Source organism: Streptomyces fumanus (assembly GCF_014655295.1).
Taxonomy (GTDB): domain Bacteria; phylum Actinomycetota; class Actinomycetes; order Streptomycetales; family Streptomycetaceae; genus Streptomyces; species Streptomyces fumanus.
This window is the reverse complement of record NZ_BNBI01000003.1, coordinates 196527-219441: the sequence shown is the minus strand read 5'-3', so window position 1 is coordinate 219441 and position 22915 is coordinate 196527. Positions and strand designations below refer to the sequence as shown.

Annotated in this window: 24 protein-coding genes; 10 read left to right on the top strand and 14 right to left on the bottom strand. The window is 74.9% G+C overall.

Going from position 1 to position 22915, the window contains the following annotated elements; all coding sequences use genetic code 11:
- Positions 1-6: 6 nt before the first annotated feature.
- The gene (locus IE316_RS08145; protein ID WP_190203475.1) at positions 7-1242 is read right to left on the bottom strand and encodes a cytochrome P450 family protein; all 1236 of its coding nucleotides are present in this window, start codon (positions 1240-1242) and stop codon (positions 7-9) included.
- Between the two features lie 227 nt (positions 1243-1469).
- On the opposite strand from IE316_RS08145, the gene IE316_RS08140 reads away from it, so the two are divergent.
- Positions 1470-2153, top strand: coding sequence for a pyridoxine/pyridoxamine 5'-phosphate oxidase (locus tag IE316_RS08140; protein ID WP_229910269.1), 684 nt, complete (start codon positions 1470-1472; stop codon positions 2151-2153).
- Between the two features lie 64 nt (positions 2154-2217).
- Here the strand turns inward: IE316_RS08140 and IE316_RS08135 are convergent, their stop codons facing one another.
- The 8 genes from IE316_RS08135 to IE316_RS08100 all read right to left on the bottom strand — a co-directional run bounded on the left by IE316_RS08135 (position 2218) and on the right by IE316_RS08100 (position 10270).
- Entirely contained in the window at positions 2218-3078 is an 861-nt protein-coding gene (locus IE316_RS08135; RefSeq protein WP_190203474.1) for a glycoside hydrolase family 16 protein, read from the bottom strand.
- Between the two features lie 45 nt (positions 3079-3123).
- The gene (locus IE316_RS08130) at positions 3124-3789 is read right to left on the bottom strand and encodes a response regulator transcription factor (protein ID WP_190203473.1); all 666 of its coding nucleotides are present in this window, start codon (positions 3787-3789) and stop codon (positions 3124-3126) included.
- Positions 3790-3869: 80 nt separating this feature from the next.
- Positions 3870-4577 (bottom strand): VanZ family protein, encoded by a 708-nt coding sequence (locus tag IE316_RS08125; RefSeq protein ID WP_190203472.1) that lies wholly within the window; start codon positions 4575-4577, stop codon positions 3870-3872.
- A 102-nt stretch (positions 4578-4679) separates the two neighbouring features.
- A complete protein-coding gene (locus IE316_RS08120) occupies positions 4680-5453 on the bottom strand; it encodes an SDR family NAD(P)-dependent oxidoreductase (protein WP_190203471.1) in 774 nt (257 codons plus the stop codon).
- Between the two features lie 63 nt (positions 5454-5516).
- Positions 5517-7682, bottom strand: coding sequence for a caspase, EACC1-associated type (locus tag IE316_RS08115; protein ID WP_190203470.1), 2166 nt, complete (start codon positions 7680-7682; stop codon positions 5517-5519).
- Between the two features lie 2 nt (positions 7683-7684).
- Positions 7685-8119, bottom strand: a complete 435-nt coding sequence (locus tag IE316_RS35910; protein ID WP_190203469.1) for an effector-associated constant component EACC1 — start codon at positions 8117-8119, stop codon at positions 7685-7687.
- Positions 8120-8238: 119 nt separating this feature from the next.
- Complete coding sequence (locus IE316_RS08105) at positions 8239-9279, bottom strand: helix-turn-helix domain-containing protein (RefSeq protein ID WP_190203468.1); 1041 nt, start codon at positions 9277-9279, stop codon at positions 8239-8241.
- Between the two features lie 505 nt (positions 9280-9784).
- Complete coding sequence (locus tag IE316_RS08100; RefSeq protein ID WP_190203467.1) at positions 9785-10270, bottom strand: MarR family winged helix-turn-helix transcriptional regulator; 486 nt, start codon at positions 10268-10270, stop codon at positions 9785-9787.
- A 162-nt stretch (positions 10271-10432) separates the two neighbouring features.
- On the opposite strand from IE316_RS08100, the gene IE316_RS08095 reads away from it, so the two are divergent.
- From IE316_RS08095 to IE316_RS08070, 6 genes are all read left to right on the top strand, one after another.
- Positions 10433-11581 (top strand): PP2C family protein-serine/threonine phosphatase, encoded by a 1149-nt coding sequence (locus tag IE316_RS08095; RefSeq protein ID WP_229910268.1) that lies wholly within the window; start codon positions 10433-10435, stop codon positions 11579-11581.
- Positions 11582-11733: 152 nt separating this feature from the next.
- Complete coding sequence (locus tag IE316_RS08090; protein ID WP_190203465.1) at positions 11734-12633, top strand: STAS domain-containing protein; 900 nt, start codon at positions 11734-11736, stop codon at positions 12631-12633.
- Positions 12630-13040 carry an STAS domain-containing protein gene (locus tag IE316_RS08085; RefSeq protein ID WP_190203464.1) on the top strand — a complete coding sequence of 137 codons (411 nt, stop codon included), beginning with the start codon at positions 12630-12632 and terminating at the stop codon, positions 13038-13040. The genes IE316_RS08090 and IE316_RS08085 overlap by 4 nt, the downstream gene beginning before the upstream one ends.
- Positions 13040-13483 (top strand): ATP-binding protein, encoded by a 444-nt coding sequence (locus IE316_RS08080; RefSeq protein WP_190203463.1) that lies wholly within the window; start codon positions 13040-13042, stop codon positions 13481-13483. Before IE316_RS08085 ends, IE316_RS08080 begins: the two co-directional genes overlap by 1 nt.
- Entirely contained in the window at positions 13483-14517 is a 1035-nt protein-coding gene (locus IE316_RS08075) for an ATP-binding protein (protein WP_190203462.1), read from the top strand. Before IE316_RS08080 ends, IE316_RS08075 begins: the two co-directional genes overlap by 1 nt.
- A complete protein-coding gene (locus IE316_RS08070) occupies positions 14514-16241 on the top strand; it encodes a PP2C family protein-serine/threonine phosphatase (RefSeq protein WP_190203461.1) in 1728 nt (575 codons plus the stop codon). The genes IE316_RS08075 and IE316_RS08070 overlap by 4 nt, the downstream gene beginning before the upstream one ends.
- Positions 16242-16273: 32 nt before the next feature.
- Here IE316_RS08070 and IE316_RS08065 read toward each other — a convergent pair whose 3' ends face one another.
- The 3 genes from IE316_RS08065 to IE316_RS08055 all read right to left on the bottom strand — a co-directional run bounded on the left by IE316_RS08065 (position 16274) and on the right by IE316_RS08055 (position 19037).
- Positions 16274-17077 (bottom strand): SAM-dependent methyltransferase, encoded by an 804-nt coding sequence (locus IE316_RS08065; protein WP_190203460.1) that lies wholly within the window; start codon positions 17075-17077, stop codon positions 16274-16276.
- 10 nt (positions 17078-17087) lie between these two features.
- Positions 17088-18275, bottom strand: coding sequence for a winged helix DNA-binding domain-containing protein (locus tag IE316_RS08060; RefSeq protein ID WP_190203459.1), 1188 nt, complete (start codon positions 18273-18275; stop codon positions 17088-17090).
- A 117-nt stretch (positions 18276-18392) separates the two neighbouring features.
- Positions 18393-19037, bottom strand: coding sequence for a TetR/AcrR family transcriptional regulator (locus IE316_RS08055; RefSeq protein WP_190203458.1), 645 nt, complete (start codon positions 19035-19037; stop codon positions 18393-18395).
- A 97-nt stretch (positions 19038-19134) separates the two neighbouring features.
- Here IE316_RS08055 and IE316_RS08050 point away from each other — a divergent pair, with 97 nt between their 5' ends.
- Positions 19135-20097, top strand: a complete 963-nt coding sequence (locus IE316_RS08050; protein ID WP_190203457.1) for a zinc-binding dehydrogenase — start codon at positions 19135-19137, stop codon at positions 20095-20097.
- A gap of 49 nt (positions 20098-20146) precedes the next feature.
- Here the strand turns inward: IE316_RS08050 and IE316_RS08045 are convergent, their stop codons facing one another.
- Positions 20147-21121, bottom strand: a complete 975-nt coding sequence (locus IE316_RS08045; protein ID WP_190203456.1) for a helix-turn-helix transcriptional regulator — start codon at positions 21119-21121, stop codon at positions 20147-20149.
- 95 nt (positions 21122-21216) lie between these two features.
- Between IE316_RS08045 and IE316_RS08040 the strand changes: the two genes are divergently transcribed.
- On the top strand, positions 21217-21615 hold the full coding sequence (locus tag IE316_RS08040) for a VOC family protein (protein ID WP_190203455.1): 399 nt from the start codon (positions 21217-21219) through the stop codon (positions 21613-21615).
- Between the two features lie 108 nt (positions 21616-21723).
- Positions 21724-22173: a spore-associated protein gene (locus IE316_RS08035; RefSeq protein ID WP_190203454.1), complete on the top strand. Its 450-nt coding sequence runs from the start codon at positions 21724-21726 to the stop codon at positions 22171-22173.
- Positions 22174-22284: 111 nt separating this feature from the next.
- Here the strand turns inward: IE316_RS08035 and IE316_RS08030 are convergent, their stop codons facing one another.
- Complete coding sequence (locus IE316_RS08030) at positions 22285-22833, bottom strand: putative immunity protein (RefSeq protein ID WP_190203453.1); 549 nt, start codon at positions 22831-22833, stop codon at positions 22285-22287.
- Positions 22834-22915: the final 82 nt, after the last annotated feature.

Below are 22915 nucleotides of genomic sequence, written 5' to 3'. Positions count from 1 at the left end.
CAGGGGTCAGCCGGCCTCCGGGCCCAGATGGACGGGGAGCGTCACATGACCGTTGCTGATCAGCGTGGGCAGGGGCCGCAGCTCCTCGGCCGGTACGGCGAGCCGGAGGCCGGGGAAGCGGTCGAACAGCATGCGCAGCGCGGTGGCCACCTCCAGCCGGGCCAGCGGGGCACCGAGGCAGAAGTGCACGCCGTGGCCGAAGGCGAGGTGCTCCTTGGAGGCGCGGGTGACGTCGAAGCGGTCGGCGGTCCCACCGTGCCAGTCGGGGTGGCGGTTGGCGGCGGCGTACGACGCGAGGATGGCCTCGCCCCGGGCGATCGTCCGCCCGTCCGGCAGCGGGATGTCGGCCAGGGCGTAGCGCAGCGGCAGATGCTTGACCGACGGTTCGTGGCGCAGGGTCTCCTCGACGACATCGCCCCAGCCCGCGCGGCCGGCGCGGAGGTGACCGAGCTGCTCGGGGTCGGTCAGCAGCGCGGTGACCGCCTGGTCGATGACGTTGACGGTGGTCTCGTACCCGGCGCTGATCATCAGCAGCAGGGTGTCGCGCAGTTCGCCGTCGGTGAAGCCGCCGCCGTCGCCCTCGTCGTCGCGGGCGGCGATCAGCAGGGAGGTCATGTCGTCGCCGGGCTCGGCGCGTTTGGCCGCGATCAGCCGGTCCAGGGACGCGTACAGGTCCGTGGTGTTCGCGGCGCTCTCCTCGGCGGTGAGGGTGGTGGAGAACACCCGGTCGACCATGGCCCGGAAGCCCTCCCGGCGGCTCTCGGGCACGCCCATGAGCCGGCCGATCACCGCGATGGGCAGCGGGTAGGCGAGCCGCTCGCGCAGGTCCACCGGCTCCCCGGGCGGCAGGGCGGCCAGCCCGTCCAGAAGTTCGGTGACGATGGCCTCCACCACCGGTGCCATGGCGCCGATCCGGCGGGAGGCGAAGGCCGGCGCGACCATCCGGCGCAGCCTGCGGTGGTCGTCGCCGTAGGCGGTGAACATGTTGTCCACCGCGACCCACAGGGCCAGCGGCCAACGGGAGACGGCCTCGGCGAAACCGGGCCAGTGGGCCCGCGCGTCCTTGGACACCTGCGGACTGGTCAGCAGCCGCTTGAGGAGCCGGGGATCGGACACCGACCAGGCGGTGACCCCGAGGATGTCCACCCGGGTGGCCGGCCCCCGGGCCCGTAACGCCTCGTGCTCGGCGTGGTGGTCGGAGCCGGTGGGGTCGAGGACGAGGATCGGCTGCTGCTCGGGCACGGGGACTCCTCTGGCGGTCGCGGGACGTATCCGGGCCGGACACGAGCCGGCCCGACGCGGTACAGCTTCCCCGCCCGCCGGGGCACGGGGGAAGACACGGACGCGCCGACACCCCGGGCGACCCCGGTCACGGCACCGCACCGCCGTCCGCGGCACCCACGGCCGGACGACGGCGCCGATAAGGTGGGAGACACCAGAGGCGAACGACTGATCGAGGGGGCGGCACGGTGGCCGAGGGTGCGGCGGGGCGGGTCGAGGACGTACGGCAGTGGCTGCGGGGGCTCGACGTGTTCGCGGGCCCGCTGGCGCACTTCGACCCCGAGGACGCTCCCGCCGACCCGGTCGAGCTGTTCCTGGAGTGGCTGCGGGCGGCGGTCGCCGCGGGCGTGCCCGACCCGCACGCGATGACGCTGTCCACCGTGGGGGAGGACGGCGGCCCGGACGCCCGGGTCCTCATCCTCAAGAACGTCGACGGCGGCGGCTGGCAGTTCGCCGCGCACGCCGGCAGCCCCAAGGGCCGCCAGCTCGCCGCCCGCCCCCGCGCGGCCCTCACCTTCTACTGGCCCCTGCTGGGCCGCCAGGTGCGGCTGCGCGGCACCGTCGAGCCCGCCTCCCCGGAGGAGAGCGCCGCCGACCTGCTGGCCCGGTCCGCCCCGGCCCGCGCCGAGGCGCTGCTGGGCCGCCAGAGCCGCCACCTGCCGGGCATCGAGGAACGCGACCGGGTCCTCCGGGAGGCGCTGGCCCGCGTCGAGTCGGACCCCGGGGCGGTCAGCCCCGAGTGGACGCTCTACACCGTCGTCCCGGCACACGTCGAGTTCTGGCAGGCGGACAAGGGCCGCCGGCACCAGCGGCTGCGGTACGAACGCCCCCACCCCGCCGCCGAGTGGCAGCGCCACCTGCTGTGGCCGTAGCCCCGCGCACCGGCGGCCCGCCGCCCGCACCGGGCGGGCGACGCCCACCCGGCGCGGGGCACGGTCACGCCTGGCCCTCGCCGTAGAAGCGCACGTAGTCGACGGTCATCGTCGCGGGCGACGGTGTGGAGGCGTCGGGCGGACCGGGCCAGTCGCCGCCGACGGCCACGTTGAGCAGCAGGTGCAGGTCCTCCTCGAAGACCCAGTCGCGGGCGGCGGGCAGCTTCTTCGGGGTCAGGGTGAAGTACGGCTTGCCGTCCACCGACCAGGTGATGCGGTGCGGCCGCTTGTCGACGGCGTAGGTGTGGAACGCCCGTGAGGCGTCGGCCGGGAGAGTGGTGGAACCGCCGATCCCGTGCTCGTTGAAGTAGGTCGGCCCGTGCGCGGTGCCGTACACCGTGCGCGGTTCCCCGCCGACCACCTCGCAGATGTCGATCTCGCCCTGGCCGGGCCACTCCACCCCGTTGTCGCCCAGCATCCAGATCGCCGGCAGCAGCCCCGTGCCGGTGGGCAGCTTCGCGCGGACCTCCACCCGTCCCTGGGTGAGCGCGACCTTTCCCTCGGTGGTCAGACGGGCCGACGTCCAAGGGCAGAACTTCCGTGTGTAGCAGGGCAGTTCGGAACCGGCGGGGGCCGGCCGCGCCGATATCAGCAGGTGTCCGTCGCCGTCGAGGGCGGAGTTGGCCGGGTCGTCCGTGTAGTACTGCAACTCGTTGTTGCCCCAGCCCTCGGCGTCCCGGTTGCCGATCTCGGTGTTCCAGGACCTCTCCGGCGGCCGGGTGCCCGCCGCCCCGCCGAACTCGGCCCGCCAGAACGGCTTCTCCCCGCCCGGACCGGAGCCGGGGCCCGGATCCGGCGCGGCCCCGCATCCGCTGAGCAGTGCGCCCAGCGCCAACAGCAGGGCCAGGCGGGTACGGAGGTTCATCACGGTGCTCCTGCGGGGGTCGTGCGGATCGGTGCCGTACGCACTCTAGGCGCCGGTGTCGATGCGGTAGCCGACGCCGGGCACCGTGGCGATGAGCCAGGGCTCGCCGAGCCGTTTGCGCAGCGCCGAGACGGTGATGCGGACGGCGTTGGTGAGCGGGTCGGCGTTCTCGTCCCAGGCCCGCTCCAGCAGCTCCTCGGCGCTGACCACCCCGCCCTCGGCGGCGACCAGCACCTCCAGCACGGCGAACTGCTTGCGGGTGAGCGCCACATGGCGTCCGTCGCGGAACACCTCCCGGCGGAACGGGTCGAGCCGCAGCCCCGCGATCTCACGGACCGGGGGCCGGGCGTAGGCGCGTCTGCGGTCCAGCGCCCGCAGCCGCAGCACCAGCTCCCGCAGCTCGAACGGCTTGGTGAGGTAGTCGTCGGCGCCCAGCTCGAACCCGGACGCCTTGTCGTCGATCCGGTCGGCGGCGGTGAGCATCAGGATCGGGATGCCGCTGCCGGAGGCGACGATGTGCCGGGCGACCTCGTCGCCGGACGGGCCGGGGATGTCACGGTCGAGGACCGCGAGGTCGTAGGAGTGCACACCGAGCAGCTCCAGGGCGGTGTCGCCGTCGGCGGCGATGTCGGCGGCGATCGCCTCCAGCCGCAGTCCGTCCCGGACGGCTTCCGCGAGGTAGGGCTCGTCCTCCACGATCAGTACGCGCATGGGTGCAGCCTAGGCAGGACGGCATATCGCCGTCGTATGCGATGCCGCCCGCCCGGCCTCCCGCTCCCCGGGTACGCGGCTCAGCGGGCCGCCGCCGGCGCGGGGCTCGGCCGGCGGTCCGACGGCGCCGCCGCCCGGGGGCGCCACCAGCGGCGCGAGGCCAGCCCGGCCAGCACCGCACCGGCGGCGTTGACCAGCACGTCGTCCACGGAGGACACCCGGTCCAGCCGCAGCACGTACTGCGCGGTCTCCACCAGCACCGAGCAGCCCGCGCCGAGCGCCAGCACCCGCGGCACGGACGCCAGCGCCGCCCACCGCACCGGGGCGAAGCACCCCAGTGCCGCGAAGACCAGCAGGTTGCCGGCGATGCCGAGCGGACCCATGGTGACCAGGTCCCGCAGCGGCACCAGGCTCACCTGGGCCGGGGCGGCCCCCGGTTCGGCGCCCGGCATCAGGGTCAGCCACAGGAACGGCACCGTCCCGTGCACCAGGCCCACGTCGGCCAGCGACAGCGGCCACGCCGACGCGACCCCGGCCGCCCGCCGCCGGCGCGCGAGGGCCCACGCCACCAGCGCGGCCGGCGGCAGCGTGACCAGCATGACGAACAGCACGCCGTTGAACGTGTCGAGGCAGCCGTGCCACCGCCCCGACACGCACGCCGGGGCGGACATCAGCAGCGGCCGCCGCAGCACGAAGGCGGCCGCCGCCAGTGCGAGGACCATCAGGACGGGGAGCACGGTTCCGCCCGTGGGGCGGGACGGTGCCGGCGGGGAAACGTCGCGGTTCATGCGCCCATTGCAGACGGCGGCCGGTTGCGACACCGTATGCCGTTTCGCATACGCCCGCGATATACGGCCGTCGCCCGGGCCCGGACGACGGCCGCCCGCCGACTAGCCCAGCGTATGGCCGCCGTTGACCTTGATCCGCTCGCCCGTGACGAAGGCGGCCTCCGGCGAGACGAGGAACGCGACGGCGGCGGCGACGTCCTCGGGCCGGCCGATGCGCCCCAGCGGTACGTCGGCGGCGTAGGAGGCCAGTGACTCGGGGGTCGCCGAGGCGTGCCGTTCGACCGGGATCCAGCCCGGCGCGACGGTGTTCACCGTGACGCCGTACGGGCCGAGGGTGCGCGCCCAGCACTCGGTCAGGCTGTGCTGGGCGGCCTTGGCCGCCACGTACGCCGACATGTCGGGGAGCAAGCGTTCCACTATGTCCGAGCCGATCTGGACGATCCGGCCGCCACCGCGCTCCCGCATGCCCGGCAGCACCGCCCGCATCAGCAAGGTGGGGCTCTTGACGAAGAACGTGAGCTGGGCGAGGTGGTCGTCCCAGGTCACCGTCGTCGGGTCGGACTCGGGCTGCGGGCCGGTGGCGTTGACGACGAGGGTGGTGACCGGGCCGAGGCGGGCGGTCACGTCCGCGACCAGGCCGGTGACGGCGGTCTCGTCCGTCACGTCGGCGGCGAACGCCTCCGCGGTGCCGCCCGCGGCACGTATGTCCGCCACCACTTCTCGGGCCGCCTCGGCCCCGGACCGGTAGCTGACGGCGACCGGATGTCCCTCGGCGGCGAGACGCCGGGCGATCACGGCCCCGAGGCCCCGGGAGGCCCCGGTGACCAGGGCGGTACCGGCGGTGTCGGGGGTGGTGGCGGTGGCTGCGGATGTCATGGCGGCAACGATAGGCGCCCGCGCGGGGCGTGCGGGCACCCGGCCGGCCGCCGGACCGCCGCGTCAGGAGGGGGTGGGCGTGGGCGGGGTGAGCGTGAAGGCGGTGCGCCGGGTCGTGAGGTCCCACAGCCGGGCGGTCCCGTCGTAGCCGGCGCTGGCCAGGGTGGTCCCGTCCGGGCTGAACGCCAGGTCGGCGATCTCCCCGGTGTGGCCTTCGAGCGTGGCCCGGGTACGGGTGGTGGCCACCTCCGACAGGACGACCGCGCCGCCGTAGGTGCCGACGGCCAGGGTCTCGCCGTCCGGGCTGAAGGCCACCGCTTCGGCTCCGTCGCGGAGGCTCCCGAGGGAGGTGCCGCGCTCGGTGGCCACGTCCCACAGGGTCGGCGGCCCGCCGTGGGCGATGGCCAGGGTCTTGCCGTCCGGGCTGAACACCACCGACCTGACCTCGCCGTCGAGACCGGCGACCGTCGTGACGGACCGGCCGTCGGACGCCTTCCACAGGCCCACGGTCCGGTCGTCGCTGCCGCTGGCGACCGTCCTGCCGTCCGGGCTGAACGCCACCGAGCGGACGGCACCGGTGTGAGCGGTGATCACGGCGGTGGCGCGCCCGGTGGCGCTCTCCCACAACCGGACCGTCTCGTCCACGCCGCCGCTGGCGAGGGTCTTGCCGTCCGGGCTGAACGCCACCGCGAAGACCGCGCTGCCGCCGGTGCCGTCGGTGGCGAAGTGCTCGGTGTGGCCGGTGAGCGTCCGGACGACGCGCCGGGTGCGCAGGGCGAGGAGCCGGATCGCGTTGTCCCCGTCGCCCTCGGCGAGGACCTCGCCGTCCCGGCCGAGGGCCATCGCGTACACCCCGGTGGGGCCTTCACCGAAGGTGACGGTGCCGGTCCGCCGGCCCGTGGCGGGGTCCCAGAGCTGGACGACCGGGTCGAGGTAACCGGCCGTCAGCAGTGTCCCGCCGTCCGGGCTGAACAGCACCGAGGTGACCGGGTCGGGCGCGGGCGCCGAGGACGAGCCGGACCCACCGGACTCCCCGTCGGAGCCGGAGCCGTACAGGGCGATCGCGGTGGGGACGGCGGCGGCGACGGCCGCGGCGACTCCGCCGAGCAGCACGGTACGGCGCCGCACGCCACGCCGCACCCGGGGCGCGGGGGCGCCGACCGGAGGCCGGGACACCTCACGCGCCGGCGCCTCACGCGCCGGCACCTCACGCGGGGCCGGGCGCGGCGCCTCGGCGGAAGCGTCCTCCGCGGGGCCCCGGGTCTCCTCGCCCCCGGCTTCCCCGGACCGCACCGACCGCAGCCGCGCGGTCGCCGCCGCCGAGACGAGCCGGCTGTCGTCGTCGGCGAGCCGCCGCAGCTCCTCCAGGACCCGCCGGCGCACGGTGTCGTTGCCGATCCGGTGCAGATGGCCGAGTCCGTCCAGGGCCGCCAGCCGGTCACCGGCGATCGGGCTGCGGATCGCGTGGCGCAGGTAGGCGGGCAGCGTCCAGTTGACGTTCCGGGCGATGACGGTGCGGCCCTCGACGTCGTCCTGTTTCTTGGGCCGCTGCCGCGGCATCTCCTGGACGACGCGTTCGTGCGTGTAGCGGTAGAGCTCGTCGACGGTGATGTCGCCGTCGCCGTCGAGGTCCGCGCTGCCGTCGCGCAGGCCCGCCACCAGATGGCGGGTGAACACCGACCGGGCGGCCTCGCCGTGCACGCGGTCGCCCTCGAAGGAGTACTGGGTGGCGTCCGAGGCGGTCAGCACCGTACGGCCGCGGCCCTGGAAGCGCTCCAGCGTGTGCACGGCGGTGTCGGCCTTGGCGATCCGTCCGGCGGGGAACGCCCCGCTGTAGCAGCAGTCGAGGATCAGTACCTGCTGCCGGGACATCGAACCGGACATGGCCCGGTCGATCCGCTCGGCCGACAGCCCGGTGAACAGCAGGCTGTCCCGGCGGGTGTCGGTCATCGCCAGATACAACTGCCCGTCGTCGTCCTTCAGTCCGTGGCCGGTGAAGTACAGCAGGGTCAGGTCGTCGCGGCGCCGGTCGCGGTAGAAGTCGCCGATGGCCTCACCGACCCGGTGCTGCGGCTCGTTGATCAGCGTGGTGACCTCGAACCCCGCGATGTCGGGGTCCTTCAGCACGGCGGCGAGCGCCTCCGCGTCGTGCGCGGGCGCGGTCAACTGCCGCAGCCCGGCGTCCTGGTAGCGGTACGTGGCGATCAGCAGGGCGAGCCGGCGTCCCATCGCTAGCCGCCCGAGTGCCGGCGGATGTACGCGTCGATCAGGTCCCGCCGCTCGGTGCCGGAGGCGTGCTCCAGCTCGATGGTGTCGCCGTCGATGGTCAGCGAGACGCGGTGCCGGGCGGCGGACCGGGCGAGCCAGTCCCGTACGGTGTCGATCAGGGCGGTGAAGACCCCGCCGGACGCGCTCAGCGCCACGACGACCGCCCCCACCGTCACCGGGTCGGCGCCCTTCGCACCGTCCGGCACCGGGCCGGCGGGGACCGGGCGGACCGCGTCCACGTCGAGGGCGGCGATCTCGGACCGCAACCGCCGCACCGGGCGCTCGGCGGCCTCCGCGTCCAGTTCCGGGTCGGGGACGACGACCAGCAGCACCTCCACCGTGCCGTCCCCGGCGCGGCCTCCCGTCGAAACGTCGTCGTCAACGTCGTCGTCGCGCATGCGTTCCCCGTCGCTGAGTCGTGCAGAACCGCACCCCACAGTGTGGCGGCCCCGGGCGCCCGACGGCAGCCCTCGCGCACGACTCGACCCGGCAGACGTACCGCAGGGGAACCGGGGCGTCACTCCGGTCCGATGACGAACACCTGATCGTCGGCGTCCCGCGTCGCGCACCGCCGGGTGACGGCCGGCGCGCCCGGTTCGCCGGCCTCCCCGGTGGCCGTGCGGAGGGTGACGCACGGGCGGTCCGGGTCCTGGGTCGAGCGGATCCGCCAGTGGTCCCGCGCGCCGCCGGGGGCGCGTTCGATGAGGAACCGCTGGGCACCGCTGCCGTCCTGGCACTGGACCCAGTTCCACGGTTCGAGCATGCCCCGGAACGGTCCCTCGTCCAGGACGGTGAGACAGCCGGTGCCCTCCTTCGGGTTCTCCCACTTGATGACGTACAGGCCGTCGGACTCCCGCTGGAGGTACGTGCGCGGCGGCACCGCCTCCGCGCAAGGCCGCTGCACCGCGACCACCTTGGACTCGCCCTTCACCCGGGCCTCACCGTCGGTCAGGCACAGCGTCGGCGCCCGCAGCGGACGTATCCGGGACCAGCCGGGCTCCGGTCCGGCGGCCACGGGGGTGACGGCCGCTCCGATGGAGGCGTCCGCGTCGCCGCCGCCGGAGCGGTCCGGCTCGTCGTCGCGCGGCAGCAGGATCACCGTCAGCGCCAGCAGCAGGACCGTACCGAGCGAGGCCAGCGCGATGAGCGAGACGGTACGCGAACGGCCGTCACCGGCCCCGGCCCGCGCGGGGCGGTCCGGTCCCGGGGCGCGGTCGTCCTCCGGGCGGCGATCGGCCTCCTGGTCGGCCTCCGGCCGGTCCGTCCCCGCGAGGCGTTCCCGTTCGGCGAGCCGTTCCCGGGCGGCGAGCCACGCGTCGAGGTGCTGCTCGTCGCCGCAGGCCCGGACCAGTGCCGCGACGAGCTCGGCGCGGGGCAGCGCCTCCCGGCGCAGGACGTCCGCCAGGGTGCTGCGCGCGAGCACGTCCCCGCGTTCGGCGGCCCGTTCCTCCAACTGCCGGTAGGTCAGGCCGCTGTGCTCCTTGAGCCGCCGCAGCAGTGCGACGTAGTCGGCCGGAGTCCGCGCCGCACCGGGCTCTGCGCCATCCATGATCGCCATTACGTCATTGTCGTCACCCGTTTCACACCCGGCAATGCCCGTCCCGGCCACGTCGGACGCGCCGCCTCGGCCGTTCCGGACGACCCCCGGACCAGCCCGGACAGCCCGGCCGCTGTCCCGGACGGGGCAGGCCGTTGCCGGACAAGATCCCATGGGCCAGGCTCGGTGGTGTCGCCGCGGGCCGGTCCCAGGGGGAAGGACCCGCCCGCGGCGACCGTTCGACCGGGGGGAGCCGGGGAGGGGGAGGGTGCCGGTCCGGCGACCGGCACCCTCCCTCGGTCATGCCCGCCGACGAGACCGAGCCGTCCTCGGCGCGCACCGGCGGGGGCGGACCGGGAGCGGGAAAGTTGCCATTTGACAACGATAGTCGTCAGGCAACAAAGTACGATGTCGGACGTGTGCGACCGGGGGAAGGATCTGGAATGTGCCGGTGGGCTCAGGCCGTTCCGCGCGCCGGGCACCGGCCCCCGCGAACGGCGAGCGGCCGGACGCGGCGCCGTGCCGCTCAGGCGGTCCGGCTGTCCGAGTCCTCCGCCGCGTCGTATATCTGCGCCGCCGCCGTGGCGCAGAACGCCTCCAGTCCCTGCAGCAGCGCCGTCCGCCGGGCCGCGGGCATCTGGTCGAGGACCGTCTGCAGCGCCCGCTCCCGGCGTCCGCGCAGATCGGCGAGGAAGGCGCGGCCCCGGCTGCTGAGGTGCAGCCGCACCTCGCGCCGGTCGGACGGGCTCCCCTCGCGCTCGATGAACCCGGCGGCCTGCAACCGGTCGCACAGCCGGCTGGTCGAGGGCGGTGTCGAGGCGAGGGCGTCGGCGAGGGTGCGCAGGTTGATGCCCTCGTGGTGTTCGAGGATGAACAGCACGCGAAGCTGCGAAGCGGAAGCGGGCGCCGTGGAGGCCCGGCTCCACAGGACTTCCAGCAGCTCCGCGGCCGTGGAGGTCACGCGCGCGACCTCGTTCGGCTCTGGGCGGGGGCGGAAGTCAGTCACAGTCATACTCTCGCAGGAATCAGGACGGCTGTCAGCGTACTAGCCGCGCGGGCGGATAAAAGATGACTGGCCATACCGCCGTGGCCGATCCGGGGCGTTTCCGCCGCCCGGACGGGGCTCGCGCCCACCCAGCGAAAGGACGGTGTGTCACCCATTGTGAACAGATTTGTGGCCGTTGAGCGGGCCCTCCGCACAGCGGCACCCCACGAGTTGCTCGACGCCGTCCGCCGCGTGCTGGCCGAGCAGTACGCGGCCAAGTCCGTCGAGCTGTTCATGGCCGACTACGGCCTGACCGTGCTGCAGCCGGTGTCGGTGCTGCCGCACACCCTGGAACCGGTGTCGGTGCACAACAGCCCGGCCGGACGGGCGTTCGGCGCCCAGCGGCCCTTCACGGAGCGCGCCCCGGACGGCATGGTCCGCCTCCATCTGCCCGTCACGGTGCGCGGCGACCGGCTCGGCGTGCTGTCGGTGACCCTCGACGACGGCGAGCACGCCGACGCCTGCCTGGGCGAACTCGCGGAGATCGCCGAGATCCTCGCCCACGAGGTGGTCGTGGCCGAACGGGACACCGACCTGTACCTCCAGGCCCGCCGCCGGGACCGGCTGACCCTGGCCGCGGAGATGCAGTGGCAGCTCCTGCCCGGCCGCTCCTGCGTCCGCCCCGAGTACGAACTGGCCGCGCAACTGGAGCCCGCTTACGCGATCTTCGGCGACAACTTCGACTGGTCCGCGACGGCCGACCACCTCATGCTCTACGTCACCAACGGCATGGGCGAGGGCATAGAGGCGTCCCTGCTGACCAACCTGGCGATCAACGCCCTGCGCAACGCCCGCCGCGCCGGAATCCCCATCGCCGACCAGGCCGCCCTGGCCGACCAGGCGGTCTACGCCCACTACCGGGGACGCTGCTACCTGTCGGTGCTGATGTTCGACTTCGAACTGGCCACCGGGCGGGCCTGGGTGGTGGACGCCGGCTCCCCCCAGTTGCTGCGGCTGCGCGGCGGCACCGTGGAGCGCATCCGCTTCGACGCCCAGCTCCCGCTCGGCATGTTCGAGGAGACCGACTACGTCGCACAGGAGTTCCAGGTCGAGCCCGGCGACCGTCTCGTCTTCGTCAGCGACGGGGTGTACGCCGTCGCCTCCCCGGGCGGGGAGACCTACGGGGAGGCGGCCCTGACCCGGGCGATCGCGGCCACGCGGCTGCTGCCGGCGGCCGAGGTCCCGAGGGCCGTCCTGCGCGAACTCACCGGCCACCGGGGCCGTTCCGTCCCGGACGACGACGCCCTGGTGCTGTGCCTGGACTGGCACGGGCGGTGACGGTGCCGGATCGTGTGGGTTTCGTGGCCCCTGGCGATCATCCGTTGTTTGCGCCGCGCCCCCGGGGCTAATGTTTGTCATGCGGCAATGATCGGGTGACCGCCTGCCGCCCTCGACGGGCCGACCCGGCCCCCCCCCGACCAAGGGAGACGATGCAAGTGCCGGAGCAGGACACGGTCCCGGAGTCGGCGGCGCGATGGGTCGGTGAGTTCCTCCGGCGCAGGCAGGAGCAGATCGCCCAGCGCTGGGCCGACGCCGAACTGTTCCGTACGGTGTTCACCGTCTCCCGGGACGAGGCCGTGGAAGCGTGCAAGGCGGTGCTGGACGCCCTGTCGGCGGTGGCCGCCCACGGAGCCCTGGAGAACGTCGCGGCACCCGGCTTCGGCCCGGTCCGGGACCAACTGGGCCGCATGGCCGGCTCCCGCTCCCGCGCCGGAGCCGGCCCCGCCCGGGTCGCCGACGAGGTGGCCGCCCTGCGCGGACCCGCCACCGCCCTGCTGCGCGGCGAGTTCGAGGACCCCTCCAGTGAACAGGCGCACGAGTGCGTACTCGCCCTCACCGTACTCATGGGCACCCTGCGCCTGGTGGTGATGGAGACGGCCCTCGGCGAGGGGGAGCAGCTCATCGAGCGCCAGCGCCAGCAACTGCTGGAAGTGGCCACCCCCGTGATCAACCTGTGGCACGGCATCGTCGCCGTGCCGCTGATCGGCACCCTGGACAGCGCCCGCAGCCAGGTCGTGATGGAGAACCTGCTGGACGCGATCGTCACCCAGCAGGCCCGGTACGCCATCCTGGACATCACCGGCGTACCCACCGTGGACTCGCTCGTCGCCCAGCACCTGATGAAGACCGTGGCGGCGGCCCGGCTGATGGGCGCGGAATGCATCGTCTCCGGTATCCGGCCCGCCATCGCGCAGACCATCGTCCACCTCGGCATCGACCTGGGCACGATCCCCACCCGCAACAGCCTCGCCGACGCCCTGGCCCACGTCCTGCGGCAGCAGGGCATCGCGGTCTCCGCCGGGGCGCCGGTCGGTGCGGTCCCGCGGTGAACCCACCCCTCGCGGAACCCCCTCCGCCCCCGGTGCCGGTCCTGGCCCTGGGGGACGTCCTCCTGGTCACCCTCCAGGGCGACCTGCACGACAGCGCGGCCGAGCGGCTCCAGCACGACATCGCCGAACGCGTCGCGCGCGAGCCCGTGGCCGGCGTGGTCATCGACATCTCCGGGGTGGAGGTCGTCGACTCGTTCCTGGCCCGCGTCCTGGCCGAGATCGCCTCCACCGCCCGACTGCTGGCGGCCCGGACCGTCCTCGCCGGGATGCGGCCCGCCGTGGCCGTCACCCTGGTCGAACTCGGCCTCACCCTGCCGGAACTGACCACGGTCCTGGACGTCGGACAGGCCCTGGCCCTCCTCGGCCGGACCCCCTCCGGTCCGCGCGCGCGTCAGGGGGGCGCGTGATGCGTGTCTCCCACCACACCGTCCGGGCCTGCCTGCCGATCGGCTCGGACTCCGACCTGGCCTGGGTACGCCAGCATGTGCGGCGGGTGGCCGCCGAGTCCGGGTTCGGCCTCGTACAGCAGACCAAACTGGTGACCGCGGCCAGCGAACTGGCCCGCAACACCCTGATCCACGGGGGCGGCGGCCATGTCGAGGTGACCGCGCTGGAGGACGGGAGCGCCCACGGGCTGCGCCTGTCCTTCGTCGACACCGGCCCCGGCATCCGCGACCTCGACCAGGCGATGACCGACGGCTACACCACCGGCGGCGGCCTCGGCCTGGGCCTGAGCGGGGCCCGGCGCCTGGTCCACGACCTCACCGTCGACACCCGCCCCGGCCAGGGCACCACGGTCACCATCGTCGTCTGGGCCACCGACATGCCGCGGCCCCGCGCGGAACCCTGATGAGCCGGGTCCGGGACACCCCGGTGCTCGGCGCCACGCGCGTGCGGGACGTCCGGGTCGCGGCCGAGGCCGCCTGCGCCGGGGCCGGGCGCGCACCGGAACGCACCGCGGACGCCGCGCTCGTCGCCACCGAACCGGCCACCGATCCGCTCCGGCACACGGGCGGCGGCCGCACGGTGATAGACCTCGTGCACCGCGCGGACACCGGCTCCGGCCTCCCCGGCGGGTGCCTGCGGGGCGCCTCCCCCGACCACGGCCCGGGCATCGCGGACGTGCCCGCCGCGCTGCGCCACGGCTGCAGCACCGGCTCCTTGGGCGCGGGACCGGGCACCCGCCGACGGACAGCCGACGACTTCGACCTGCACGGCACGCCGGGCCGGGGAACGGTCGCCGTGGCCCGCTCCGGCCGGGAGGCGCCGACCGCCCGGCGCGCCGGCGGCGTCACCGTGCCCCTGGCCCGGGCCGAGGAGTCCGGTGACGCCTGGAGCCTGGTCCGGGCGGGCGCGCGCCCGACCCTGATGCTCGCCGACGGTCTCGGCCACGGCTCCCGGGCGGCCCGGGCCTCCACCGCCGCGGAACGGGAACCGCGCCACGCGGCCCGGATGCCGCCCGCCGGCCTCCTCCGGCACCTGGACACGGCGCCGCGGCCCACCCGGGGCGCGGCCGTCGCCGTGGCCCAACTCGGCCTGGACACCGGCCGGCTCGCCTTCGCCGGAGTCGGCACCGTCGGCGCCCGGCTCCGCACCGACGGCGCCCGGCGGCCGCTGGAGTCCCGTCCCGGCCTCGTCGGCGGACACCGGCCGGCCGCCGTGCCCGTACAGCAGTGCCCGTGGGGGCGGAACAGCGTCCCGGTCCGGCACGGCGACGGGCTGCCCGGCCGCTGGACCCCGCCGGGCGACGCCGGACTCCTCGCCCGCGACCCGGCCGTGGTGGCCGTGGCCCTCCTGCGGGACGCCGGCAGCGCCGCCCGCCCCGCGCGCGACGACACCAGCGTGGCCGTACTGGCCCCCCGAGCGGCGGACCGGCGCCCATGACCGCCGCCGGGACCTGGACGGTCGCCTCGGTCGCGGACGCCGCCCGGGTCCGCACCGCCGTGGCCGGGCTGGCCGCGGACGCGGGCGCGCCGCTGCTCGACCGCACCCGGTTCGTGGCCGGTCTCACGGCCCGGCTCCGCCACTGCCTCGACCAGGGCGGCACCTGGCGGGCCGTGGTCCGCCGCGGGCGGACGGCGGACGGCGGCGGATACCTCCAGGTCACCGTGCGACCGGCCCGGAGCGGGGCGGACGGCACACCGCCGTGGCGGCGCTCCCTCCCCGTCCCCGAGCCGGACCGGCCGCTCACCGCCCTGGACGACGGGGCGCGCGCCGAGGCCCTGTCGGCCACCGGCGACGACACCGCGCGGATCCTCGCCGAGCTGGCCGACGCCGAGGCACTGGTCCGCTTCCACCGCGAGGAACTCCACCAGACCAACCAGGGCGTCCTGGCCCTGCACGCCGAACTGGACGCCGCCGCGCTGGCCCAGCGCGAACTGCTGCGCGCCGAGCGGGCGTCCCGGTCCGAGGCCGAGAACGCGCGGCGCCTGCTCACCTTCCTGGCCGACGCCAGCGCCGCCGTCACCGCCTCCCTCAACCCCGAGGACGTGCTGCGCCAACTGCCCGAACTCCTCGTCCCCCGTTACGCCCACCGGATCGACGTCTGGCTCTTCGACGACGACACCGCCCCGGTCCGCGACGGACGCCCGGCCGCCGCGGTCGTCGCCGCCCGCAGCGGCCGGCCCCAGCACGCCGCCGCCCACGCCGGCGGTCTGCCCGGCGTCGACGACCAGCCGCCCTCCGCCCTCGCCCCCGGCCGCGCCCTGCTGTGCATCCCCCTCGTCGGGCGCCGCACACTGGGCGTGCTCACCCTCACCGCGCCCGGCCCCCGCTTCCACCCCGACGAGACGGTCATGCTGGTCGAGGTGGCCCACCGGGCCGCCACCGCACTGGAGAACGCCCGCCTGTACGCCCACCACCGCGACACCGCCGAGACCCTGCAACGCGCCCAGCTCACCGAGCTGCCCGCCGCCCCCGGCCTGCTGCTGGCCGCCCGCTACCTGCCCGCCACCCGGGGCCTGAACATCGGCGGCGACTGGTACGACGTCTTCCCGCAGCCCGACGGAAGCCTGCTCGCCGTCGTGGGGGACGTCACCGGCCACGGGCTGCGGGCCGCCGTCATGATGGGCCGGCTCCGCACCGCGCTGCGCGCCTACGCCGTCGACGGCGAGGGCCCCGCCCAGCTCCTCACCCGCCTGCACCGGCTGCTCCACCACCAGCAGCCCGACCTGTACGCCACCGCCGTCATCGCCCGCTTCCGCCCCGGCGACCCGCGGGTCCACTGGGCCAGCGCCGGGCACCCGCCCGCCGTCGTGCGCACCCCCGACGGAGCGGTCCGCACCCTGGACACCAAACCCGGCGTCATGCTGGGCGTGCCGGTGCCGTACGAGTACCGGGACCACACCGTCCACCTGGCGCCCGGCTCGACCCTGGTGCTCTACACCGACGGGCTGGTCGAACGCCGCGCTCAGGGCGTCGACGCCGGAACGCGCCTGCTCACCGGGGCGCTCGGGGTGCTGAGCACGGCGGAGCTGGAGCAGGACCTGGACGCCGCGGCCGAGTCGCTGCTCAAGCAGACGCTGCACGACTCCGAGCGCGACGACGACGTCTGCCTGCTGCTGTGCCACACCGCGGCCGTGCCCGCGAAGGCCCGGCCGCGGCCCTGACCCGCCGTCACGGGCGCGGCCCGGCCCCGCGTTCAGCGCTTGACGGCGATCCCGCAGACGGAGACGTCGGCCGCGGTCTCCTCGGGCCGGCCGTCCTCCGCACGCCAGGTCGCCGTGGCCACGACCCCCGGCTCCACCAGGTCGAGCCCGGCGAAGTAGGTGGCGATCTCCTCCGGCGACCGGAGGTGATAGGTGTTGGCCGACTGCCCGTTGTACGCCTCGACCGCCCTGTTGAGCGCCTCGTTGGTGTTCGTGCCGTCGCTCAGGGCGAGGTAGCTGCCCGCCGGCAGACCGTCCAGCAGGGTGCGCACCAGCTCCGCGGGGCGGTCGGCGTCGGAGATCTGCCCCACGATGCCCAGCATCGTCAGGGCGACCGGACGGCTGAGGTCCAGGGTCTTCGCCGCCTCGGCCAGGATCCGCTCCGGGTCCCGGACATCGGCGTCGACATAGGCGCAGGCGCCCTCCGGGCTGCTGGTGAGCAGCGCCTGGGCGTGCACCAGGACCAGGGGGTCGTTGTCGACGTACACGATGCGGCTCTCCGGGGCGATGCGCTGAGCCAGTTCGTGCGTGTTGTCGGCGGTGGGCAGTCCGGTGCCGATGTCGAGGAACTGGCGGACGCCGGCCTCGCCCGCCAGGAAGCGCACGGCACGCGCGAGGAACCGCCGCTGCTGCCGGGCGACGGCCGCGAACTCCGGGAACGTCGAGAGGATGACGTCACCGGCCTCGCTGTCCACGGGGTAGTTGTCCTTGCCGCCCAGCAGGTAGTTCCAGACCCGGGCGGAGTGCGGCCGGTCGGTCTGGAGCCTGGCTCGGACGTCGTCATGCGGTTGAGTCATGGGCAAAGCCTCACACAGAGTTGATCGTTGACGGGTCAATTTCCGTGATCTTCCCACCCTTCGGGCCCCGCCCGCCGGACGGCCCGGCGCAGGACGCGGCGCGCGTCCGGTCCGGATGGAGGCGGATGTCCTCGATGCCCGCGTCGAGGAAGGCGGCCAGCTCCTCGGCCTCGGTGTGGACGGCTTCCCGCTCCGGGGCGGTGAGCGGGCGCAGCGGACCGATCTCCAGGCGGTGGTCCCGTACGGTCCAGGTGGCGGTGACCCGTCCGTCGACCAGGACGGTGCGGTGGCCCTCGACGGACAGCCGGAGGTGGGCGGCGTCGATGACGCGACCGCGGTCGTGGTAGCCGAGGATCGCGTTGTCGAAGGCCGGCAGGAACCGGACGGGGGCGGGGGTGTCGGGGTCGGGGCGGGGCGCGTCGGGCAGGTCGAGGAGCCGGCGGCCGCGTTCGTCACGGAACACGACCAGGTCGTCCCGGGCGGCCTCGACGGCGGCCGGCAGACCGGTGAGACCGCACCAGGCCCGCAGGTCCGAGCTGCTGGCGGGCCCGAAGGCGGCGAGGTAGCGGCGGAGCATCCGCTGCCCGACGGGATCGCGGCCGGCCGCGGGCAGGGGCGCGATGTCCCGTCCCAGCCAACTGGCCAGCGGCAGGTTGCGTACCCCGGCGGTCCGCTGCCACAGGCCGCGCGGCGGGAGCTGGGCCATGGGGACGAGCGCGGCGACGAGCAGCTCGCCCAGGGCGCGGCGCGGCCGGCCGGGCCAGCGGTCCTCGAGGGCCTGGACGAGTTCGCTCATGGTGCGGGGCCGCTGGTCGGCCATGACCGCGCGGCCGGCGGCGGCGATCTCGTCCAGGTCCAGGCCGGCCAGTTCCCGCCGGTAGGTCGCCAGCACGCGCCCGCGCAGCATGGAGTCGTGACGGGCCCGCCAGGCGAGCGCGTCGTCGGCGGTGACCAGGTGCACGGTGCGGCGCATCAGGTGGGTGCGCACCACCGTACGGCCGGTCAGGGCGTCGTCCAGGTCCGCGGGCCGGAAGCCGGCCAGCCGGGACCACAGCCCGGTGAACGGCTCCTGCGGCTCCTGCGCCTGCAGCCCGCACAGATGGGCCACCGCCTCGGGTACGGAGGTCCGGGCGCGGGTGAGCAGGTGCTGACGGGCGAGGGTGGCGCGGTTGAGGGCGCGCTGGTCGAGGACGGTCATGCCCTCACCATGGCGGCAGTCGAGGTCAGGTCGTGTCCTCTACCAAGACGAGAACGCGCCCCGCGACAGGGCGGGGAACCGGCCACCAGGCGGACCCCTCCCGGACGCGGGCCGGGCCTACGGCGCGACCGGCGGGTGCGCGAGACCCAGCCGGGGAGCCGGCGGCAGCGGTGCCGGCGCCTCCGCGCCCGGGGCGGCGCGGAACGCCTCGATCACAAAGGCGGCGAAGCGGCGCGAGGCCGCGAGCCGGTCGGCACGCGGAATGTCCTGGACGCCCCGGTGGGCCAGCAGCATCAGCACCAGGTCGTCGACGACGAAACCGCTCCGCAGCGCGCCCGCCCGCTGGGCCCGGCGGGCCAGCTCGGCCACCGCGCGCAGCGTCCGCTCCCGGTCGGCGGCGAAGTCGACGGCCTCCGGGTAGGCGGCCATGAAGGTGTCGGCGAACCCCCGGCTGCGCGCGTGCAGTTCGCAGATCCGCTCGACCAGGCCCCGGAACCCGCGCCAAGGGTCCGGGTCCGCGAGGGCGTCGCGGACCACGGCGTGGCAGGCGCGGCGCTGCTCGGCGAAGGTCTCCGTGATCAGGTCCCGCTTGGTCGGGAAGTGCCGGTACAGCGTGGCGGGGCCGACGCCCGCGTGCCGGGCGATCTCGCGCACGGGCGTACTCAGCCCCTCCTCGCCGAAGACCGTGCGGGCCGCCTCCAGGATGCGGGCCCGGTTGTCGCGGGCGTCGGAGCGCGAGGGGCGAGTCAAAGGGACGGTCATCACGTCTCACTTCGGCCGGACGGACGGGAGTTTCTCCTACGGTCCCATGGCGGTGGCGCGGTCCGTCGCCCGCACCGGCCCGACCCGAGGAGCAGAGATGAGAGCCGTCGTGATCAAGGCGTTCGGAGACCCCGCCGGACTGGAGGTGGCCGATCTGCCCGCGCCCGTCCCCGCACCGGGGCAGGTGTGCGTCACCACCGAGGCGATCGGCGTCGGCGGCGTGGACGCCGTGATCCGCCGGGGCACGCTGGCCGCCCACGGCTTCCGGGAGGGCCACCTTCTCGGCAGCGAGGTCGCCGGAAGCGTCACCGCCGTGGGAGACGGTGTCGACACCTCGTGGATCGGCCGCCGGGTGTGGGCGTTCACCGGCCTGTCCGGTGGCTACGCCGAGCAGGCCGTCGCCGCGCTCGGGGACGTCCTCGCGCTGCCCGACGGCCTGACCGCCGCCGACGCGGTGACGCTCGGCGGCTCCGGCGTGGTCGCCCACTACGCCCTGGAGCGCGCCCGTACGGCGCCCGGTGAGGCGGTGCTCGTGCGCGGCGCGGCCGGCAGCATCGGGATCACGGCGGTCCAGCTCGCGGCCCGGGCCGGCGCGGGCGCGGTGCTGGTCACCACCTCCTCGGCACAACGCGGCGCCCGGCTGCGGGACCTGGGCGCCACCCACGTCCTGGACCGCTCCGGCGACGGCGGCCCGGACGCGCCGGCCGGCGTCGACGTGGTGCTCGATGTCGTCGGGGGTCCCCGGCTCCCCGACTTCGTGGACAGGCTGAACCCCAACGGGCGGTACGTGGCGGTCGGCGTGGTCGGCGGGCAGCCCCCGGCCGACTTCGGCACCCGGCTCGTCGCCAACTTCCGCAGGTCCCCGTCGTTCGCCGCGTTCAGCGCCGACACCGTGCCAGGCCCCGACCGGCAGGCCGTCCGGGCGGCGCAGTTCGCCGACGCCGCCCGCGGGGAGCTGCGCACGGTCGTGCACGAGGTGCTGCCCCTTGACCAGGCGGCCCGGGCCCACCGGGAGATGGACGCGGGCAGGGTGTTCGGCAGGATCGTGCTGGTGCCCTGAGCCCGCCGGAGACGGTACGACGCCTCGCCGGTGCCACCGCCCGGGCCGGTCAGGAACCGCGGGCGCGGGCCGCGAGGCGGTCGGCGAAGGCGATGACGAGGTCGCGCAGTTCGCCGGGGCGTTCGATGACGAAGGGCCGGTCGAGGGAGGCGAGGAGGGGAGGCAGCCAGTCGAGCCGCTCCGCCCGGATCTCGACCCGCGGCCAGCCCTCGCCCGCCCCGGCCGCGGGTTCCTCGACGCTCGCGATCCCGGCCGGAAGCCGGGCGCGGATCTGCTCGACCGTCCCCTGGACCCGCACGGTCACCTCGTGCCGGTACGGCGCGGTGGCGAACCCGGTCAGCACGCGCTCCACCGGATCCGGCCCGCCGGGCGCCGCGAACTCGCCGGGCAGGGCCCGGGCATCGGCGATGCGGTCGAGCCGGAACGTCCGGTCCGCACCGGCCCCGGGGTCGGCACCGGTGACGTACCACCGGCCCGCGTGCGCCACCACCCCGTACGGGTGCAGCGTGCGGTCGGTGCGCCGGCCGTCGCGGTCGGTGTACCGGAGCGAGACCGGCCGGCGGTGGCGCACCGCGTCGGCGAGGGTGAGCAGGACGCCCGCGTCGGGGGCGGGGAACTCATCGGACGGTTCCGTGAAGGCGAGGGTCTCCAGCACGGTGGCGAGCCTGCGGGCCAGGCGCTCGGGCAGGACCCGCCGGATCTTGGCCGCCGCCGTCTCGCTCGCGGTCGCCGCCGTGGGCACGAGCCCCGCCCGGCGGCCGGCGACCAGTCCGAGCAGTACGGCGAGCGCCTCGTCGTCGGTGAACATCAGCGGCGGCAGGCGGTAGCCGGGGGCGAGGCGGTAGCCGCCGTACCGGCCGCGCACGGCCTCGACCGGCACACCGAGGTCGATCAGGTGATCCACGTACCGGCGCACGGTACGCCCGTCGACGCCGAGCCGGTCGGCGAGTTCGGCCATGGTCCGGGTGCCGCCCGACTGCAACAGCTCCAGGAGGGTGAGGACGCGGCCGGTGGGTCGGGACATGCGGCGAGACTAACGCGAATACCGGGCGGGTTCTGTCCAGTAATCGTTCTAACGTGCGCAGGGCAACGACCTCACGTCTTCAGGAGAACAGCACCATGGACTTCGTCTCGATCCGGATCATCACCGGCGATGTCGCCCGCCTCGTCTCGTTCTACGAGAGGGCCACCGGGACTCCGGCGACCTGGTCCACCGAGGACTTCGCCGAACTGAGGACCCCCCACGCCACCCTCGCCGTCGCCGGCACCCGTACCGTCCCGCTGTTCGCGCCCGGCTCCGCGCACCCGGCCGACAACCGCAGCGTGATCATCGAGTTCCTGGTCGACGACGTCGACCGCGTGCACGAACACCTGACCGGCTTCGTCCCCGACATCCTCAACGAGCCCACCACCATGCCCTGGGGCAACCGCTCGCTCCTGGTCCGTGACCCCGACGGCCATCTCGTCAACTTCTTCACGCCCGTCACCCCGGCCGCCATCGCCAAATTCGGCCGCTGACGGACGCCGGGCGCGATCCCGGCTGATTTCCGCACAACCCTTTGCGTACCCCACGGGTCACACCAAACAGGAGCAATGACCGGCTCCCGGACCGTAGTAGGGGGAAACATGGCATCGATCCGTTCCACGCTCGTCGCGGTCGCCGTCACGGCGGCGGCGCTCGCCGGTACCACCGTGCTCGCCGCGCCCGCCTCGGCCGCCGCGAGCGTCACCCCGGGGACCGTCTGCGGCAGCGGCTACAAGACGGTGAACTCCGTACCCGTCGGCACCAAGGGGACCGTCTACCTGACCTACAACTCCGCCAACGGCAAGAACTGCGTCGTGACCATCCGCAAGACCACGGGCACGGCCGTCGACATGTCCGCCTACCTCTACATCCCGGACACCGACAAGGGTGACGGCGACTACGGCAAGTACACGTCCTACGCGGGTCCCGCCTACGCCTACGGCAAGGGCCACTGCGTCGACTGGGGCGGCAGCATCGGCAACGTCTCCGTCGACGTGACCGGCTCCAACTGCGCCGCGATGAAGGAACACCGCACCACCTCCATCCGCTGATCCGCACCAGCGCGCTCGCCCCGGCCGGACGCAGCCGCGTCCGCGCCGGGGCGGTGTGCCGTGCGGACGGCCGCGCACACGGTGACGCGGCGGGCGACGGCCGCCGCGGGACTACCCGGTGAAGGTGAGCGACCGGAGGTCCGCGTCCAGCACGCGCGTCAGCTCGCCGACCCGCCCGCCCCCGTCCGGCGCCGCGGGGAAGCGCCGCAGCACGTCCACGACGACCGGCGTCGCCCACGCCACCGCCCGCCGAAGGTGCCCGGCACCGGCACCGCGATCGTCACCGGCCGCGAGCTCGGCCGCCCTGGCCGCGTAGGCACCGGCCCCGAGGATGTGCCTGACCTGAGTGGCCTTGGCCAGCGGATGCAGATAGGCGGCGCCCGCCGCCGACATCGCCGCCCAGGCCGCCTCGCGCGCGGCGGGCGTACGCGCGCTCCTGGCCGCCTTCAGCGCCGCCGACGCCGTGTCGCGCAGCGCCCTGCCGCGCTCCCCGCCCCGGGCGAAGGCCCACGCGGCGTCGATGGCCGCCCGGGGCCGTGGGTCGTCCGGCTGATCCGCCTCGAACACCTCCAGCACGGTTTCGGCACACGCCGCCGCGAAGGCGGTCACCGCGCGGAGTTCCTGTTTGCTCAGAGCGACCTCGCTCGCTTCGGCTGTCATGCGTGCCATTCTCGGCGAGGAGGCGGACAGGGCGGTACGGGTGGGGCGGTACCGGCCCATCGGGTCGGCGCGTCCCGGGTGA